Genomic DNA, 16,801 nt, shown 5'->3' with positions numbered 1-16,801 from the left:
GCAGTCCTTGGCTGCGCTATTGCAATTGCAGGATGTCTGGCACGCACAGCTTGCGGTTGGAGGGCATCTTATCAGCGCCGTCAGACCGTTTTAGTCGTTTTGGCCCGTCCTTGACCTTGATCTTCGGCTTGGCCAGAGGTCCGGTGGCGGTCACAGGCCACGGGCTGCGGGACAGCGGCTCTCCGATTTTTCGGGGCTGCAGGTTAAGGTCCAAAGCCTTGTTGTTCATATCCACCGCACCGAAAACGACGATTTGAACCTGATCGGTTTCCAGCGTGGTTTGTTTGGTCGAGATATTCCCGCTTGCGATGGATAGCGGAGCGCGCAAACACACGATTGGCGCAACTTTCTGTTTTTCTTTTGTAAAGACCCAAGGCAGCAATCCAAGACCCGCAAGGTCCAGAAGCTGGGTTTCAATGGACCCGTTGCGCATGGATACGGTGGCGTTGCCCCGCATTGACTGGGCAAAATGTTTGACCGAGTCGATCCCGCCAGTCACGTTGAAATCTGCGTAGATCGTTCCGCTGGCGCCTTTTTTGAAGTTCAGGTTGTGCAGTATATCGTCCAACCGCCAGCCACCGGCCTGACCAGTCAGGTTTAGCAAATGGTCTTCGTTCGACAGGTCCAAAAGGCCACTCACATCGAAATTGGCCCCGCCGTATTCAAATTTCAAAGGTCCGGCTTTCAGTTCACTTTCGTCGAGCGTCACTTCACTTTGCAAACTGCTTATGCCTTCGGCCCCTTCAATATGGCGCAGGTCGATGTCGACATCCATGTTCATTCCCGAAAGAAGGATTGAGCGGCCAATAGGTTTGAGCGTGACATCCCTCAGTGGGCCAGCGTCTGAGGTATCCGTTGCCTCGTCCACACTGTCCTCGTCGGAAAGTCCGAGCTTTCTCAACTGGGCGGTTGCCAGGACTATGCTGCGAATTTGGTCTATTCGGATCAGGTCGCTTTCGATTTGCCCCTTCATGACAGGGTCAGAGGTCGCGTCGTCCAATGTGGCTGAAAACAACAGCTCAGAGTCCGCAACAGTGATGTCCGCCTCAGCATTCCAGTCCGCGCCGTCGCTGCTCAGGTTGATCGAAAACCCCGCTTGCCCCGTGTCCACAGGGTCCAACGACAGCGCCTGCAAAAGGTCCGCGCCAGATGGAACGCCAACTTCGATCCCCAGATCCAGATTTTCAAACTTCAGAACATTTTTTACCGAACCGTCAACGTTCAGAGACCAGATTTCAGTCTCGCTCGTGCGGCCGTCCAAATCCGAAAGCGTAAGCTGGTCGATGCCGCCCGTCAGGGAAAACTCTCCTGAAAACCTGCCGAGTTGATCGTCCGCGCCCAATAGCTCTGGCGAAATCAGGCTGCTGGCCGGAATGTCCAGCAACCCTTCTGCTGAAACCTCCTGCAGGCGCAGAGCGTCACCGACTGATCCGTTCAGGATAACAAAGGGGTTTGAGGGGTCTCCGATGCGCAAGTTGACATTGCCAACTCGCAATGTGCCGTCCGGGGTTCTAGATACCTCAGAGAATTTGACAGGCGGCGGTCCTTCCCCTGCGGTGTCCAACGTGAACCCGTTGGTCTGGATTACCATCTGTCGCTGTGGCACCTGGCCGGGAACGCTGTCCATGACCATATCCACAGCGATGAGTTTCAGGTCATAGCGTGATTGAGCGGGGGCGGGGTCTTCACCCTTGGGGTAAAGTCGGATTTTAGTCGTCAACGATACATCGGCCGGGTTTCCGATTTCACCGATCTGACCGGTCAATTCAAGGCTTTGCCCGCCATCCAGTTGTACCCCCACATCAAGATCATCGACCCGCGCGATCCCCTCGGACGACTTGAAAGTCGCGCCTACTTGGCCAGAGCCTTCAAGAACGCGATTGAGTTTCAAAATATCAAGGAGTTGCCCAAACTGATTGATTTCTGCTTTCGTTTCCACGGTCAGCCCCGACGCCGTCTCAACTTCGTTGGCGGTGATCGAAACATGGTCAAAGTCGGCCCTTAGCTGAAATGGTTCCTCTTTTGGGAAAAGGAGTTGGAGGTCAAAAGCCTCTCCGTTCAGGGTTCCGTTCCCCGTCGCAGAAGCCGCCGCCGTACCGTTTCCGGATGTCAATGTCAGGTCGGGTATGCGCAAGTCCAGGTCCATGCCGTTTTGCGCGCTCTGATACAGTACTGAAATGTTGTTTATGTTGAGCTGGGGGTCTGCCAGTAGATCAGAGATTGCGACCGGTGTCCCACTGCGAGGTGACGTATCTTTGTCTGTGGGGCCGGAATTGGCGCGCCACGATGTTTCCCCCTCTTGGGTCGAGATCAGCTTCAGATGAACTCCGTCCACTACCACGTTGCTAACCGAGAGCTTGCCCTTGGTCAGATCACGCGCAGACAGTTGGAAGCCGAGCGTATCAATCTTGGCGAAATCGGTCCCCTCCAGTGATCGAGCGGGAAGAACGACCTCTGTGGCGGAAACCTCCAGTTGAGGGCCAAGCCCCACGCGAAGGTCGCCCTTGATGCTAACGTCTTGGCCGATTTTCTCGGACAGAATTTGCGCGGCCATAGCCGAGCGCGCCGAAGACAGGAACGGAGATGACAGAAATAGCCAGGCGACGCCAAAGACTACCAGAGCTATTGCGCCGATGACGACCAGTCCTCGTACCAAAAATCGCAATTTTTGCCCCCTTTCCCTGCCGGTTGTGGCGGTGCCCATTGTTCCAAAGCGGGGCACATCACCGGAATGAAGAAACCGAAATGATCTTTAATCAATCATGTATTGACCCATTTGGCATCAAAAACCGCTGACACGCTCGACCAGCCAGTAAATTGAAACGCAACCGATGGCGTAGCCTGCAACGGGCATAGCAATGGAAGCAACTTTCGCGGGTTCGAACCTTGTAGTGAGTCTCCAAGCCAACATGATCGCCGCAAGCCCTGCTATGAACAAAAGCTGGCCGGCCTCTACGCCCAAGTTGAAGGAAAGCAGCGCCGTGAAAATGTCTTGGGGCGGAACACCGATTTCAGCCAATGCCCCGGCAAATCCAAGCCCGTGCAAGAGACCGAAGCAAAAGCAAATGATCCAAGGGTACTGTTCTGACAACCTTGGTTTTCCCTCAGTGTGACTGAGTATTTCCAGCGCCAGGAATACGATCGACAAGGCGATGACGGCTTCTACCGGCGGGCCCGGGACGTGAACGATGCCCAAAGTCGCAAGGGCCAGCGTGATCGAGTGTGCGACAGTGAACGCTGTGACCGCTCCGACCAGCCGCCATTTGTCGTGCACCAGAACGAAAAGAGCAAAAACAAACAGAAGATGATCCCAGCCCTCCAGAATATGATCGAAACCAAGCTGGAAATAGCTGAAGAAAACGGAACTGGTCGTCGGTTGTTCCGGGATGATCAGCGTAGAAACGTCGGGCGTGAAGCGCAGCGTAGTTGTGGCTGCGTCAAGGGGCTGAACGCGCAACAGAACGTCATTTCGTTGCTTTTCAAGCCCTTCGATCAAGACGGGTTTGCCTGCCAGACCGGTATCGCATTCCATGATCCACGTGGATACCCATGCGACACTGTCGGATGTGGGTTCCGGCCCCCGTGCCGGTTCACATGAGTTTGGGAAAACGGCGTCTATATTCATAGGTCGGCCCACGACGTCGGGCTTTCGCCAGTGCACCTGCCAGGTGTTCTGGGTCAACTGCCTAAGTTCCAGATAGCCCGGATCCAATGCGTGGGCGTGCGCGACCTTCGGGGTAAACGCGACCCAGATGGTGAATAACAGATAGAGAAAGGTCTTCATTCCTCGGCCTCTGCCTGTCCCGGTGCGACGATCTGATAATTTGCGGCCAACTTCTCGTACTGAGCGCGTGACAGTTCTTCTCCGGTCTCGCGGCGCCATTCCAGCAGAACGGCTTCGCGAATTTGGTCAAGCGGCGGCAGCGAGGCCGGTTGGGTCGCCGTGACACGAACCAAGTGTTGCCCATACCCCGACTGGATCGGACCAGCCCACTGCCCAGTTGCAAGCGCACCGACGGAATCCGAGAATTGTTTACCAAAATTGGCATCAATGGATCGGGCTGACGACAAGGGCAGGGATCGTGGAAGCAAAGTTCGTGTGCCAATGCCCGACCAGTCTTCACCGGCCTCCAATCGGGATTTCGCGTCGGCAACGTCGCCAGAGCTGGGTGATTCACCTAAAAACACCTGATCCAGCGCGATCAGCCGAGGGGTTGTGAAACGCTCGGAGTTTTCGTTCAGAAATGCTTGTAATTCTTGGGTTTCCGGCTCGGCCGATGACGCGATCGCGTTCGTTAGAAAATCCATCTTTTGCGCCAACCGCGCACGGATAACCTGATCTCCGCGGTCGAGCCCGAGCTTGCGCGCCTCTCTTACAAGAACTTCTTCGCGCACGGTCGCGTCAACAAGGGCGCTTAGCTCTGCTTCGTTCGGGGGTCTTTTCCAAGTGTCTGAAAACCGTTCAGCCAGCAGATCAATGTCTTGTTCGTCAACAACTATCGTTTCAGTTGGCTCTGCCTCACCGTCTTGAGGTGAAACAAGGTAAAACCATCCGAAAATTGCCCCCCCGATCAAAATAAAGTGGAGCAGTGGTTCTTTAAAAATGCGCATGGGCTCTCTCAGGGAAAACGTGAGCCGCGGCCAATGCTGACCAGCGGCTCTGTCTTTGATAGTTTGATGTTACTCAGCGTGCCGTGTCTATCGTTTATCTTAACGGCGACATCCGAAATGACGGATCACTCGCTTGGTGTGTACCAGATTGGCGAGGAATACGCGCGTTCCTGATGAACCAATTGCGCTTCTTCCGGCAGATCAATGCCAAAGCGCAGCTTGTCGTACAGCACCCAGCGCGGAGTCGGTATTTCCAGAACCCGGACGTAATAGAAGGCTCTTTGGCTCGGATCGAATTCGGGGTCTGTCCAAACGGTCACCAGTTCCGACGTGCCGATCGTGTTGCTCCAGCTTGCTGTATCTACATTGACGGTATTTCCAACCTCTGGCAGTTGCCCGCTCGCGTCCAATGACCGGTCGCCGGACCAGGCAACATTGAAAACTTTCTCTTGAAGTTCACCGTCCGCGTCCAGCCAACCCTTGATAACTTGCGCGCGATCAAGGTTGGCGCCAATGGGGTCACGCAGCGCGCCGATCAGGAAAGTTGGCGCACCGTCGCCCTCGCGCGGTCGAAGGTCACTGCCCATCGGGACGCCCTTGGTGTACCCGACATCAGCAACAAGACGGGTCAGCAAGTCCTCGTCCTGAAAATCCCAGCCACCGAAAAAGCGCAGACCGATACGCGGGCCCGTGGTTGCGTAGGTCTCTCGACGCTTGAAGGCGTCGAAAATAGCCGCGCGGGTGTTGTCCGACGCCCACACAGCGGTATAGCCGGACGCGACAAGCGTATGTCCTTCAAAGGCACCCAATTCGCTTTCGACAAACGGGTGCAGCACCCGCGTGGCAGAGGGTTCGGCGCTGACCGATTTGCCGAAGTAGTTTTCTTCTTCGGCCGTCGCCAGTGACGTGTGGCTGTCCGTTGCCCCGCCCATCCCGAACTTGTAGGGGTTCACGCCGAACTTTTCTTCCAAAGCCAGACCGCGTTTCAGTGCCTCGCGCGCGTATTCGCCGGCCAGCATGTCTTCGGTCTTAAGCTCTGTGATGTCCAGATTGCCGACATCCCAGTTCTCATAATCGGCAAATGGGTCATCCGGGCTTAGATAGGGGTGAGCCTCGCCATCGCCCTTGATCTGCGTGACTTCGTAGTGCGGCTCCCATTTGGCGCGGTTGTTGACGTATTCTTCGTCTACTTTGCCACCGTGATACGTGTCTTCGGTCGGGAACATCCAGCCATTGGACAAGTTGCCGTTATGCGCGAACGCAACCGCCCGACCACCTGTTTTCGCTTGATATTCTTCCAACCAGGCGTACAGCGCTTTGGGGTCCGTATCCCCGTAAGGAGGCTGGGTTACCGGCGGAACCATCTGCAATGCGCGGATTGGGCCATCGCGCAGCATAACGTTCCTGTGCAGGTTGAAGCCCTTTGGCACGGACGTCCACTCAAACCCAATGAAGGCCGTAAATTTTCCGGGGTCGTTGTGCCGCTCGGCCGCCATGACAATCTGTTCCCACGTGAACGCAAAAGCGTCAGCGCCGGGGCTGTAGGACTCCAGCAGGATTTCAGGCAGGGTCATCTGCGAAAAATTCGTAATAATATCAAAGGCTGCCTTGGCCGCGTTTTCACCGCCAGCCTTGTAGCCTTCATACCATTCCAAACCCTTTGGGTCAGAAAGGACGCCGGGTTTTCCCGCCTGCAAGTCTGGAGCAAAACCCATAAGGTCGGTGTGGTCCGTCAGAACCATCCAGTCCAACGGTCGAGCCAACCTGACAGGTTGACCAGTGGATGAAATTACCTGTTCACCCTTAGCAAATCTCCATGCTTCGTCAGGCAGCAGAGTGTTTCCGAACGCGCCCGCGTCCAACGAAAGCCCAGTGTGCAAATGGGTGTCGCCCCAAAGCGGACGCTCGGGAAAGGTCCGATTGGCATAGGGCGAGAAGGGGCGTTCCGCAAACGTGCCCTCAGCGGCCTGTTTGCTTGGAACCGCATCGGCAAAAGAAATGGCGGGCAGGGAAATCAAAGTCACCAAACAGGAACGCAATCGAAGCATAGAAACCTCCCAGTAAATATATTCAAAACAACGTAGGCGTCTGACTTGTTAGTCAACGATATGCCAATTTGTAAATATTACCGAATGGTATTTTGGGATTTTTGGTGCCCGTCAAAAAAGTGTTCAAAATAAATAAGTTAAGCGCACCTGGTGGGGCGTGGGCGCTTGAGCTTAGCGGTCCGAAGGTGAACGGTCGTTTGAAAATAGATCGTGGAAAAGCTGAAGTGCGCTCAGAAATTCCGAGCGCACCAGTGTTTACAAGAATAGATGCAGGCGATTTAGCCGAAGCGGGCTATTGGGCTTTGTGGGATATCAGCCAATTCGACCGCCTTGTCGATCAGGAACAAAGCTTCCATCTTGGAATGTGCAAGCAGCGGAACATCGTTTCCGACCTGGAAAGAGAAATTGGTCGGAGAATGGATGCTTGGCGTTTCACCGGCCGGAAGTTGTGACAGCCGGTGATTCAACTGCTGCGCAGCCATTCCCTTTTTCTTATCGTGAATCAGCAAAAAGACCCCGTTCCCCCAATAGGTCGCGAAATTGCGCCCTTCTTGGCTGACGGACAGAAGTGCCGCTCCGGCCGACGCCAGGAATTCGCGGAACTCGCTGGAAGTGCTTGAAGAAAAGAGATCCTCAACGTCCGCAACTTTCACGGCAAGGATTTTCGATGTTCTGGAGTGCATCGTTGCAAGCTGAACGACGTAGTTTTCAAACTCGGCCAGTCCGATGCAGCCATCCAGATCCCCAAAATAGAGAGGGTCGCTTAGGCTGAAGTTGGTGTTAACCTCAGAGTCGTTGTCGGCGTAAATGTCCGCCTCAAGCACTTCGATCGCCGCACGTCGCTCTGCAGCCAGCCTGTAAGCATCGGACAGCCGTTGTTTCAGGTCCGCGAATTCAAAGGGCTTGGTTACGTAGTCGGTTGCGCCAACTTCAAACGCTTCGTCGATGTACTGCTTTTGCACCATGGCGGTGACCATGATGATCGGAGTAAATTTGTAGTCGGGCAAGTTGCGCACTTCTTCGCATAGCGCAATGCCGTTCATCTCGGGCATTTGCACATCCAGCAGAAGGCAGTCAAAGGGCTGGTCGGTTTCCGACAGCGCCTTTAGTGCCTCTTGTCCGCTTCGCGCGGTCGCAACATCTTCGTAGCCGAACGCCCCGAGTACACAGATTAGCAACTCTAGGATGCTTGGATCGTCGTCTACAGCAAGTATCCGCATAACTATTCACCAGGTTTTGCCACCGAACCGACCTTTGGGCATTGCAGACTTCCGGCAAAGATCGGCTGGCGAGTGGATTTCTAGGTTCTGACAGCCTGTCGAACAAAAACGGCAAAACATTGACACTGGAAGGGCGGCCATGTGTTCCGGCTTACATTTTTCATTGTTCCGTGTGTTGGGCATTTTCAGGGTGCGGACGGCTTGGATGTAAGCTTTTCCGTGAAAACTATGGGGTGTGCGGCTGCGCTGATGAGGGCTGAGGAGCCCTATTCGAGAACTGCCGCAGGTGACGCGACGCGAAAATTTGTGGATCAGCGAAGAAATTGAAATTTTGTCAAGGATTTGAGTACGATCAAGTGTACGCTTTTTGCCGGTTTTAGCCGCAAAATGAACGCTCAAAAACAGATATAGGTGTCTTGCGAATACTCAACCCAAGGTATGGGAGGTGATTTGGTCACACATCCTCTTCAATCATAGGGTGAGCGACACTAACTTATGGACTTGCCGTTCAGCTTATTGGCATAAGTGTGTCAAAAATAAGAGCAAAATATGGACCGACCACTCAGGTACGAGCAGGCATATCCAGCGTCCCGCGTTTTTCCGGAGCTTGAACCTGCAAATGACATTCCGGCTGCGCCGAAAATTTCGGCGCGCCAAAAGTTGTTTGCGCTTAAACGCAGGTCGTCCGACCGTCTAAGCAAACTTGGGGGCATCCGAGCGACGACACTGAGTTTTCGCAACATGCACGAGCATGGGACACTGCTTGCAAAGTACCTTGAGACTCGAAAGCATATCTTCATCGACCGGCTGAACTGGCAGATCGGCGAGGTCGACGGGATGGAATTCGACCAATACGATACACCCGCGTGTCGCTGGGTCGTGTTGCACGAGTTCGGCGAGGTTCTAGGAGGGGTGCGCCTTTTGCCCACCACCGCGCGCTGTGGAATCTACAGCTATATGCTTCGGGATGCGCAGAACGGTATTCTGCCAAGTTTGCCCACGGACGTTTTGTTCTTTGAAGCCCCGGTGAACCCGAAAGTCTGGGAAGCGTCACGGTTCTTTATCACCGACAGCGTCCCATCCTCGCGCCGGATGGCCATTCAGCAAGAGCTGTTTTATCGTATGACCGAGAACGCCGAGGAGTGTGGGGCGTCCAGGATACTTGGGATTGTGCCTGCTGTCTGGTCGCGCTGGTCGCGACGTCTGGGGGTAGGGGCTGCTCCGGTCGGGGCCAAGTTTTCGATCGAAGGAAGCGTCAGCCAATCGGTTCTGTTCAACATCAAAGACGATTCAGACTGACACGGTAAAGTCTCGCAGCGAATTGCGCGCCGCCCGGTCCTGATTTTTGCGCCAGCCTTCACCTTTAAGGCGAAATCGGGCTGTTGGTTTCGCTCGGTATTGTTGAAGTTTGATGCCGATCAAGAAGGTAACCTTCTGTATTTCATAGATAAAATCCGATTTCTTGATGTTGTGTAAACCCGTTTTGGCCTGTTGGTGCCAAAATAAGGTCAAGAAATGAACAACATTTGCGGGGTTTTTCTCGCTTTTCGCCGCTGTTTCGTCCCAGTCGCTCATTAGGTTGGGGCCGTTACACAGGTCAAATGTAGTTCACCAGTTATGAAACATTCAAATCCGGGAAAAGAGCAATTCCAACGCAAGCTGGAAAGCCGCGCGTTACAGAAAGCCACGATGAGAGTGTTGGCGGTCGATGACGAGCCAGGCATTCTGGAATTGCTTCAGGCAGCCCTGTCAGAGGTTGAAAACTGCGACATTCTAGTGGCAAGCTCTGCCGACGAAGCGCTGCAGACGATCCAGTCGTGTGATGCCGCGTTCGATTGCTTTCTGTTGGATATCCAAATGCCCGGCACCAATGGCATCGAGTTGTTGCGCCGTATTCGCAGCATTCCCGAGCACGCGGATACACCTGCGATCATGCTGACTGCAATGAGCGACAGAAGATATGTTGAAGAAGCCTTTTTGGTGGGTGCTTTCGACTATATCACCAAACCCTTTGACTTTTTCGAGTTGCGCAGCCGCATGAACGCGGCTCATCATTTGATGCAGGAGCGGATCAAAGCGCGTAGGACGTCGGCCTCTGTCAAAAATCTCCGCGAGGAGTTGGACTATAGCCAGCAATTCAGCTTTGAAGACCCCCTTTCGATCGACGGGCTGCGTCGTTTCTTGCGGTATGTAGAATTCGACAACTATGTCGAGCAGCTTTCGAGGGGGCGTCTGTTTGAATCCTGCGCCGTCGCGATAAAGCTACAGGATGCAGAATTTCGCTTTGACCTGAACGATTTCGGAGCTTTTCGACGCGCGATAACCGACTTGGGACGTAGCGTAGAGTTGGCCACCAAAGAGGCTGAATCGGTATTTTCCTACAGGGGAAGTGGCGTCTTTCTTGTTGTCGCGCATGGGCGCGACCGCGCAGCCATGCTTCCAAAGGAAGACCAGCTTAACTCTGTTTTTGCTGAGGTTCTCAGCGATAGAGGCGGGGTAGGGTCCATGAGGGCCGTTATAGGCGCACCAGTTTCGATGCGCTCAATCTCTAAGGCTGGAGCCTTCGCAGCAATGAACAGCGCGGTTGAGAATGTTAACGGCCGCGAGCAGGCATTTAGAAAAGGTTTCGACGCTGAGCCTCTGTTTCATTGCGAGGCCGCAGGATCGCGCAAAGTGAAGTCTCATAAGAGGCTATTCGATACAGTGCTGCGCGAGATGTACGGAAACCAAACCTATTTGGCGCGAAAATAATACGCCAACACAGACGGTCCTGTGATCGTCAGGCTCATGCTGGCGCTTTCTCGGCGTTCAAAATCAAAGGACCGCTCGTGCGCATTGTAAATGTCAGGATCGGTTCAGGAATTTGAACGTCGGACAAGGAAAAGTGAATGCGCCGCAGTACCGAAGCCATCAAGATCATGATCTCTGTCTCGGCATATTGAGCGCCGATGCAAATTCGCGGCCCTGCTCCGAACGGGATATATTGCCCTCGCGGAGGAGGTGCGCCAAGAAATCGGTCCGGACGATATTGCGAGGGTTCGTCCCACAGCTTTTCATTCCGGTGCAGCGAGTAGACCGGGAAAAACAGCGCGTCCCCCTTTTCGATTTTGACGTCCTTGACCTCGATCGCGTCGGACGCATCTCGGGCAAAGAAGGCCGCCGAAGGGTACAGCCGCAGGGTTTCCTTGATGTGGGCCCGTAGTAATGGCAGGTGCTCGAGATGCGAAAACTCCAGCTTTCCTTGGGGGCATACAGATCGAATTTCCTGGCGTATTCGGTTTTGCATGTCGGGGTTCAATGCCAGCAGGTAATACCCCCATGCCAGCGCGTTGGCCGAAGTTTCGTGGCCGGCAACAACAAAGGTCAACAGGTTGTCGACCGTTGTTTCGGCGTCCTCAAAGTCCGACTTGAGCGCATCAATCATCAGATCAAGAAAATCTTCAGGTTCGTCACGGTTTTCAGACCGACGCAATTCAATAACTTGCCGCGCCAGATCTCGCATGTCAGTGACCGGAGCCTTGCTGCTGAGCCACTTTTTCCGCGGAAGCCACTTTGGAAACCCAAGCAGGTCAAACAGGGAAAGATCCGAAATATAGTTGAAGTAAGCGATTAGCCCGACGCGGATTTGATCAGCGCTGACTTCTTCATTTCCTGAGAAGATGACCCTTGAAATATTGGTCAGTGTTGACGCAGGGGCTATTTGCGCGACGTCGACAGGGCCTTCGTTTTCTGCAATGGACTCCGCCACTTCAATGCCAGTTTCAGCGAAGTGCCGGGACAGAACCGGCAGGTTTCTTGCCGCAAACAAAGGAGAGTACCTGTGTCGCTGTTTGCGCCATTTTTCACCCTCAGAAAGGATCAGACCGTTGCCCACCGCTGATCCGATGATGTCTTTTGTGAACTTTGCCTTCGGAAAAGACCGGCCTTTGCCGACAAGAAGCTCTGTGACCATTTCCGGGTCGCAGATGTAGTGGATGTTCAGCGGTCCACGAACATAAGTCTGCCGCAATGTCTCGGCCGGAATGACTTCAAGCATATTGCGCCCAGCCGATTTTGCGAACTGAAGCAACGTCACTGGCTTTTCTGCGAGGTTGGCAGAAACCGGCGTGACGTCGAATTGTTTCGTTTTCCTCTTTCCAATGGCGTTCAAGGCGCTGCCCCTCTTTGCTTTTCGCCGGTCTACAGGTTCATTTACGTGGAAAAAGTGTAAATAAGCAATGAGTTCGTGGATGCAGAGCCAATTGATTGACCTACTTTCTGGAAACAATGCGGTCAGATTTCGATGGGCTCGGATTTTAGGCAATGCGACAATTGATAGCCTGGCGAAAGAAAGTCGCCAAACTGTGAACCTATTTCCGACCAACTGCGTCCTCATTGTTTGGCTAGAAGTTGCCAAGAGGCAAAGCAATGAAGACGACGGGATGACGGTCATCGAAGCAACGCAACAGGTCCGGGACCCAGGGGAACCCAAAGATCAGTTGCTACAAAACATTAAAGACTACACTGCCATGAGCTTTGCGCTGTTGTGGCAGCGGCAGGCGATTTTTCTGGCCACCACCATTCTCACAGGTTTCTTCTTCGAGCCCCTCAATGCCATTTTGTTCTACGGTACGATCCTGATCTGTGAAGCGCAGGACTTGTACCTTGCAAAACGAGTTGCCCGCCTGAACCCGGACGAACGCAAAGCCATAGCCATGATGGTCGCGTGGATCCTGCTGAATACGATCCTGAGTTCCACCGCAATTTGCCTGTATGCCGTTTCGGTCGCGCTTGAACAGCCGACGGGCGGTCATTTTACCCCGTTGTTTTTCCTGTTTGCCGCAGCTCTTTTTGCTGCAATGAACAACCACCAATTCGTTTGGGCGATGATTGTTCGTCTTGCCATGTACGGGGTCTCGTTCATGGTGATTGTCGTAAAGGATATATGGGTAGAACAACCCGATCTTTCGTCCGATTTGTGGCTGCATTTTTTCACAGTCGTGTTCGTGATGTACTTTCTGATCGACTGCTCACTGGTTTTTCTAAAGCTGTACCGGAAAAACTTGGAGCAGCTCGAAAAGTTGAAAGAAGAACATGAGCGTACAAAAGCCGCCTACATCGCGAAGACCCAGTTCATTTCCACAGTTAGCCATGAACTGCGGACGCCCCTTACGTCAATCAAGGGGTCATTGGATCTGATAAATTCCGGCGCGATGGGTGAAGTTCCCGAGAAAATGCAGAACCTTATCGAGCTGGCGAGCAAGAACAGCGAGCGGCTGTCGTCTTTGATCAACGACGTTCTGGACATCCAGAAAATGGAAGCCGGTGAGATGGTCATTCGCAAGACGGCAATCGACGTTCGTCCGCTGGTTCAAGAGGCGATCGCCTGCAACCTCGGATTTGCCAGCGCGCATAACGTCGAGATTGTGGAGGATGAGCAAGAGGATCAGGACCTGATGATAAGGGGCGACGCCTCGCGTCTGATGCAGGTTTTGACCAACATGATATCCAATGCCGCCAAGTTTTCGTTTGAAGGCGGAACAGTGACCGTTGGGTTCAAAAGGATCGGACCGCGTGTTCGCATTTTCGTCAAGGACCAAGGCGTCGGTATTCCTGCCGGCTGCCGGGACAAGGTATTCGACCGGTTTTCACAAATTGACTCGTCGGACGAACGCCACGCCGGAGGCACCGGCCTTGGGATGAACATTTCCAAAGAGATTGTCGAACAGTTCGGCGGAACGATAGATTATTACAGCACAGTTGGCGTCGGCACTGAGTTTTTCGTTGAATTCCCCATCTTTGAGGGCGGAAGCGGTTCGATTGCGCGTGCGTTTACCGGAAAAACCAACGCGGCTTGATCAAGCTCGTCGGCTGATTGAGGCGCTGCTTGTCGGCTTTCACTTCGAACATGGCGTCGTCGCGAAACGAAATTCGGTTTGGACTTCCCCGAAGGGCAGATTAAACTTTGTGGGCTGTTCATTAATAAGGCAGGTCCATGGGAACCGATTATGCTGTTATCGGGGGGGGCGTTGTGGGCCTCTCGGTGGCGTGGGGGCTGCTAAAACGCGGGCGTAGTGTTGCGGTTCTCGACGGGGATGATGGGTCTTTCCGCGCGAGCCGTGGAAATTTTGGCCTGGTTTGCGTGCAGGGCAAGGGGTTAAAGCAACCCCGTTACGCACGTTGGTCTCAGCGCTCGGCGGCACTTTGGTCAGAGTTTGCCGGTGAACTTGGCGAGGCCACGGGGCTCGACCTTCGGCTCGAGCAACGCGGAGGGTTCGACTTCCATTTCTCCGAACAGACACTTGAGGCGACAGTTCGGGACTACGAGCATATTCGCAGCGCGCTGGACGGCGATTACCCGTACGAGGTCATGGGGCACAATGCGCTGCGTAAGGAAGAACCGCATATCGGCCCAAAGGTTATCGGCGCCATACTCCATCATCAGGACGGTCATGTTAATCCCTTGAAGCTGTTGAAGGCGCTGGCGATCGATGTGCGCCAATTGGGTGGGCAGGTCATGACGGGGCGAACGGTTGTTGACGTCGATAAGCCTGGCTCTTTCCTGATCACATGCGAGGACGGAGAGGTTTTTGAGGCTGACAAGGTTGTCTTGGCCGCAGGTCTTGGCGCTGCGCAGCTTGGGCCCAAAATGGGATTCTCCGCGTCAGTGCGCCCAGAGAGGGGGCAGGTGCTGATCACGGAAAAGCTGCCTCGGATCATCAATCGCCCGTCGATCATCGCAAGGCAGGTGGATGAAGGCGGAATACAGATAGGCGCTACCAACGAACAAACGGGTCTTGATGATCGCGTGACGCGGCGTGGCCTGTCAGGGCTGGCGGCCGAGGCAATTGCCGCGTATCCGATCCTCGCGCGCGCGCAGCTTGTCCGAAGCTGGGGCGCGTTGCGGGTTCTGACCCCGGATGGATTGCCGATCTACCAGCAAAGCGCCAAGATGCCCGGTGCGTTTCTTGCGACATGCCATAGCGGCATCACGTTGGCTGCGGCCCACGCGCGGCTGTTGCCTGACTGGTTTGACGGAACGGCATCTGCCCCTGATCTGGAGGTGTTTGGTGAAGCCCGTTTTTCTTGAGTCTGAACAAGCTGCGCAGGTTGTCGTATTCGTGGATGAGGTCGAGCTGACCTTGCCGGAAGGAATGAACCTCGCCGCGGCGCTGTTGTGCGCTGGCATAGATGTGTTTCGGCGAACCCCGGTCTCTGGCTCTCCGCGCGGTCCGTTTTGCATGATGGGCGCTTGCTATGAGTGTCTGGTGGAAATTGATGGCGTGACGCGCCAAGCCTGCATGAGCGAAGTAGCCGATGGCCTTCGGATCACCTTGCCCGGACAAGTGAGGTCCAATGCCCGAATTTGATCTGGCTATCGTCGGCGCTGGTCCTGCGGGAATGGCCGCTGCAGCGCAGGCCGCCGAATTTGGATTGCGGGTTGCCATTCTTGATGAACAGCCCCGCGCAGGTGGACAGATTTACCGCGATGTCGAGCGGGCCTCGGAAATTCGCCGCAACATACTTGGGCCGGATTACACCTGTGGCGCAGCTCTTGCCACCGGGTTGCACGTTGCCGGTATTGAACACATTCGGGCGGCGACGGTCTGGGCCATAGAAGGCGGCTTTGAGCTCTCGTACACGCAGTCTGGCCGCGCCGCTACACTTCGTGCGCCGAAGGTTCTGCTGGCAACCGGTGCGTTGGAGCGACCCATGCCACTGCCCGGATGGACTTTGCCCGGAGTGATGACGGCAGGGGCGGGGCAAATCCTTCTGAAACAATCCGGGGTGTTGGTTCAAAATGCGGTTTTGGTTGGAAACGGGCCGTTGTTGTACCTGGTTGCAGCTCAGATGGTCCGCGCGGGAACGCCGCCTGTCGCATTGATAGAGACCCGAACCGCAATGCGTAACGCGCTTCGGCACAGCTTGGGTGCGTTGCGCGGGTGGCGGTATCTGGTCAAGGGCGCTGGCCTGCTGAAACAGCTGCGCCGGGCACGTGTTCCGCGCTATACAGACGCTTCCGACATTTCCATCGTGGGCAGTGATCGGGCCGAAGCTGTCCGTTTCCGACACAGGGGACGACACGTCAACATCGGTTGCGAAATGGTGCTCTTGCATCACGGGGTGGTTCCTAACACGCAGGCCGCGCGCTCAGTCGGAATCGCCCATAGTTGGGATGCCCAGCAGCGCTGTTTCCGGCCCCATATCGATATGTGGGGGGAAAGCGCCGTATCGGGCATTTACATTGCCGGCGACGGCGCGGGGATCAGCGGCGCAAAAGCCGCAGAACTGACCGGGCGCTTTGCAGCGCTTAGGCTTGCCGAGCAGATGCAACGATTGTCTGCGACGGAAAGGGACAGGCTGGCCCAACCCTTGCGTCGTGCACTTGATCTTGAGACTGCAGTGCGTCCGTTTCTGGATACAGCATACCCCCCAAGCGCACAGGTGTTGTCGCCGGATGACAGCACTATCATCTGCCGGTGCGAAGAGATCACGGCAGAGGACATTCGGTCCTACGCGCGTTTGGGGTGCCTTGGGCCAAACCAGGCAAAAGCGTTCGGGCGCGCTGGAATGGGGCCATGTCAGGGCCGGTTTTGCGGTTTGACGGTCACAGAACTTCTGTCTCAGGCAAACGGGGTCTCGCAGGATCAGACTGGCTATTTCAGGATCAGACCGCCTTTGAAACCCGTCACTCTGGGCGAGTTGGCTGCGATGCAGGACGATGCCGATTGATACCGCCGCGCCCTGTTTTTCGTCCTAATCGAGAAGCCGAATAATAGTCCCGTCAGAAAACGGTGTATCGGATAGACACGGTGGGTAGGTGATGTTCGGATGCCGAAGGCTCCAGCGAATTTATTTGAAAGGCCAATGATCCCCGGAACCCTAGCGAATGAACTGCTCGCTCAGGAAGGGGGGTGCCGACGCGGTCTGTTTTCTGATCAA

At 54.8% G+C, this 16,801-nt stretch carries 13 protein-coding genes; 6 read left to right on the top strand and 7 right to left on the bottom strand.

Annotated features, from left to right (window positions below):
• Window positions 1–16 precede the first annotated feature (16 nt).
• The 5 genes from ACR0B7_RS06415 to ACR0B7_RS06395 all read right to left on the bottom strand — a co-directional run bounded on the left by ACR0B7_RS06415 (window position 17) and on the right by ACR0B7_RS06395 (window position 7,879).
• Entirely contained in the window at window positions 17–2,665 is a 2,649-nt protein-coding gene (locus tag ACR0B7_RS06415) for an AsmA family protein (RefSeq protein WP_170482954.1), read from the bottom strand.
• A gap of 117 nt (window positions 2,666–2,782) precedes the next feature.
• On the bottom strand, window positions 2,783–3,784 hold the full coding sequence (locus ACR0B7_RS06410) for a HupE/UreJ family protein (RefSeq protein ID WP_170410660.1): 1,002 nt from the start codon (window positions 3,782–3,784) through the stop codon (window positions 2,783–2,785).
• Window positions 3,781–4,611: a peptidyl-prolyl cis-trans isomerase gene (locus ACR0B7_RS06405; RefSeq protein ID WP_170482953.1), complete on the bottom strand. Its 831-nt coding sequence runs from the start codon at window positions 4,609–4,611 to the stop codon at window positions 3,781–3,783. Before ACR0B7_RS06405 ends, ACR0B7_RS06410 begins: the two co-directional genes overlap by 4 nt.
• A gap of 125 nt (window positions 4,612–4,736) precedes the next feature.
• On the bottom strand, window positions 4,737–6,659 hold the full coding sequence (locus ACR0B7_RS06400; RefSeq protein ID WP_170410654.1) for a DUF3604 domain-containing protein: 1,923 nt from the start codon (window positions 6,657–6,659) through the stop codon (window positions 4,737–4,739).
• Between the two features lie 278 nt (window positions 6,660–6,937).
• Window positions 6,938–7,879, bottom strand: coding sequence for a response regulator (locus ACR0B7_RS06395; protein ID WP_170482952.1), 942 nt, complete (start codon window positions 7,877–7,879; stop codon window positions 6,938–6,940).
• 549 nt (window positions 7,880–8,428) lie between these two features.
• On the opposite strand from ACR0B7_RS06395, the gene ACR0B7_RS06390 reads away from it, so the two are divergent.
• Window positions 8,429–9,178 carry an acyl-homoserine-lactone synthase gene (locus tag ACR0B7_RS06390; protein WP_170410651.1) on the top strand — a complete coding sequence of 250 codons (750 nt, stop codon included), beginning with the start codon at window positions 8,429–8,431 and terminating at the stop codon, window positions 9,176–9,178.
• Here ACR0B7_RS06390 and ACR0B7_RS06385 read toward each other — a convergent pair.
• Window positions 9,170–9,454, bottom strand: a complete 285-nt coding sequence (locus ACR0B7_RS06385; RefSeq protein WP_170482951.1) for a hypothetical protein — start codon at window positions 9,452–9,454, stop codon at window positions 9,170–9,172. The two genes, ACR0B7_RS06390 and ACR0B7_RS06385, sit on opposite strands and share 9 nt — an antisense overlap.
• A 42-nt stretch (window positions 9,455–9,496) precedes the next feature.
• On the opposite strand from ACR0B7_RS06385, the gene ACR0B7_RS06380 reads away from it, so the two are divergent.
• A complete protein-coding gene (locus ACR0B7_RS06380; RefSeq protein ID WP_170482950.1) occupies window positions 9,497–10,630 on the top strand; it encodes a response regulator in 1,134 nt (377 codons plus the stop codon).
• Window positions 10,631–10,664: 34 nt separating this feature from the next.
• On the opposite strand, the gene ACR0B7_RS06375 is transcribed toward ACR0B7_RS06380, so the two are convergent.
• A complete protein-coding gene (locus ACR0B7_RS06375; protein WP_480681116.1) occupies window positions 10,665–11,954 on the bottom strand; it encodes a cytochrome P450 in 1,290 nt (429 codons plus the stop codon).
• A 346-nt stretch (window positions 11,955–12,300) separates the two neighbouring features.
• Between ACR0B7_RS06375 and ACR0B7_RS06370 the strand changes: the two genes are divergently transcribed.
• The 4 genes from ACR0B7_RS06370 to ACR0B7_RS06355 all read left to right on the top strand — a co-directional run bounded on the left by ACR0B7_RS06370 (window position 12,301) and on the right by ACR0B7_RS06355 (window position 16,591).
• Window positions 12,301–13,716, top strand: coding sequence for a sensor histidine kinase (locus ACR0B7_RS06370; RefSeq protein ID WP_170482946.1), 1,416 nt, complete (start codon window positions 12,301–12,303; stop codon window positions 13,714–13,716).
• Window positions 13,717–13,853: 137 nt separating this feature from the next.
• Window positions 13,854–14,948 carry an FAD-dependent oxidoreductase gene (locus ACR0B7_RS06365; RefSeq protein WP_170482944.1) on the top strand — a complete coding sequence of 365 codons (1,095 nt, stop codon included), beginning with the start codon at window positions 13,854–13,856 and terminating at the stop codon, window positions 14,946–14,948.
• A complete protein-coding gene (locus ACR0B7_RS06360; RefSeq protein ID WP_480681114.1) occupies window positions 14,929–15,228 on the top strand; it encodes a (2Fe-2S)-binding protein in 300 nt (99 codons plus the stop codon). The genes ACR0B7_RS06365 and ACR0B7_RS06360 overlap by 20 nt, the downstream gene beginning before the upstream one ends.
• A complete protein-coding gene (locus ACR0B7_RS06355) occupies window positions 15,215–16,591 on the top strand; it encodes an FAD/NAD(P)-dependent oxidoreductase (protein ID WP_170569146.1) in 1,377 nt (458 codons plus the stop codon). Before ACR0B7_RS06360 ends, ACR0B7_RS06355 begins: the two co-directional genes overlap by 14 nt.
• The last annotated feature ends 210 nt before the right edge of the window (window positions 16,592–16,801 follow it).

It is taken from the genome of Ruegeria sp. BB6, from assembly GCF_056539385.1.
The sequence above is the reverse complement of the archived record's forward strand: the minus strand, read 5'-3'. Positions and strand labels throughout refer to the sequence as shown.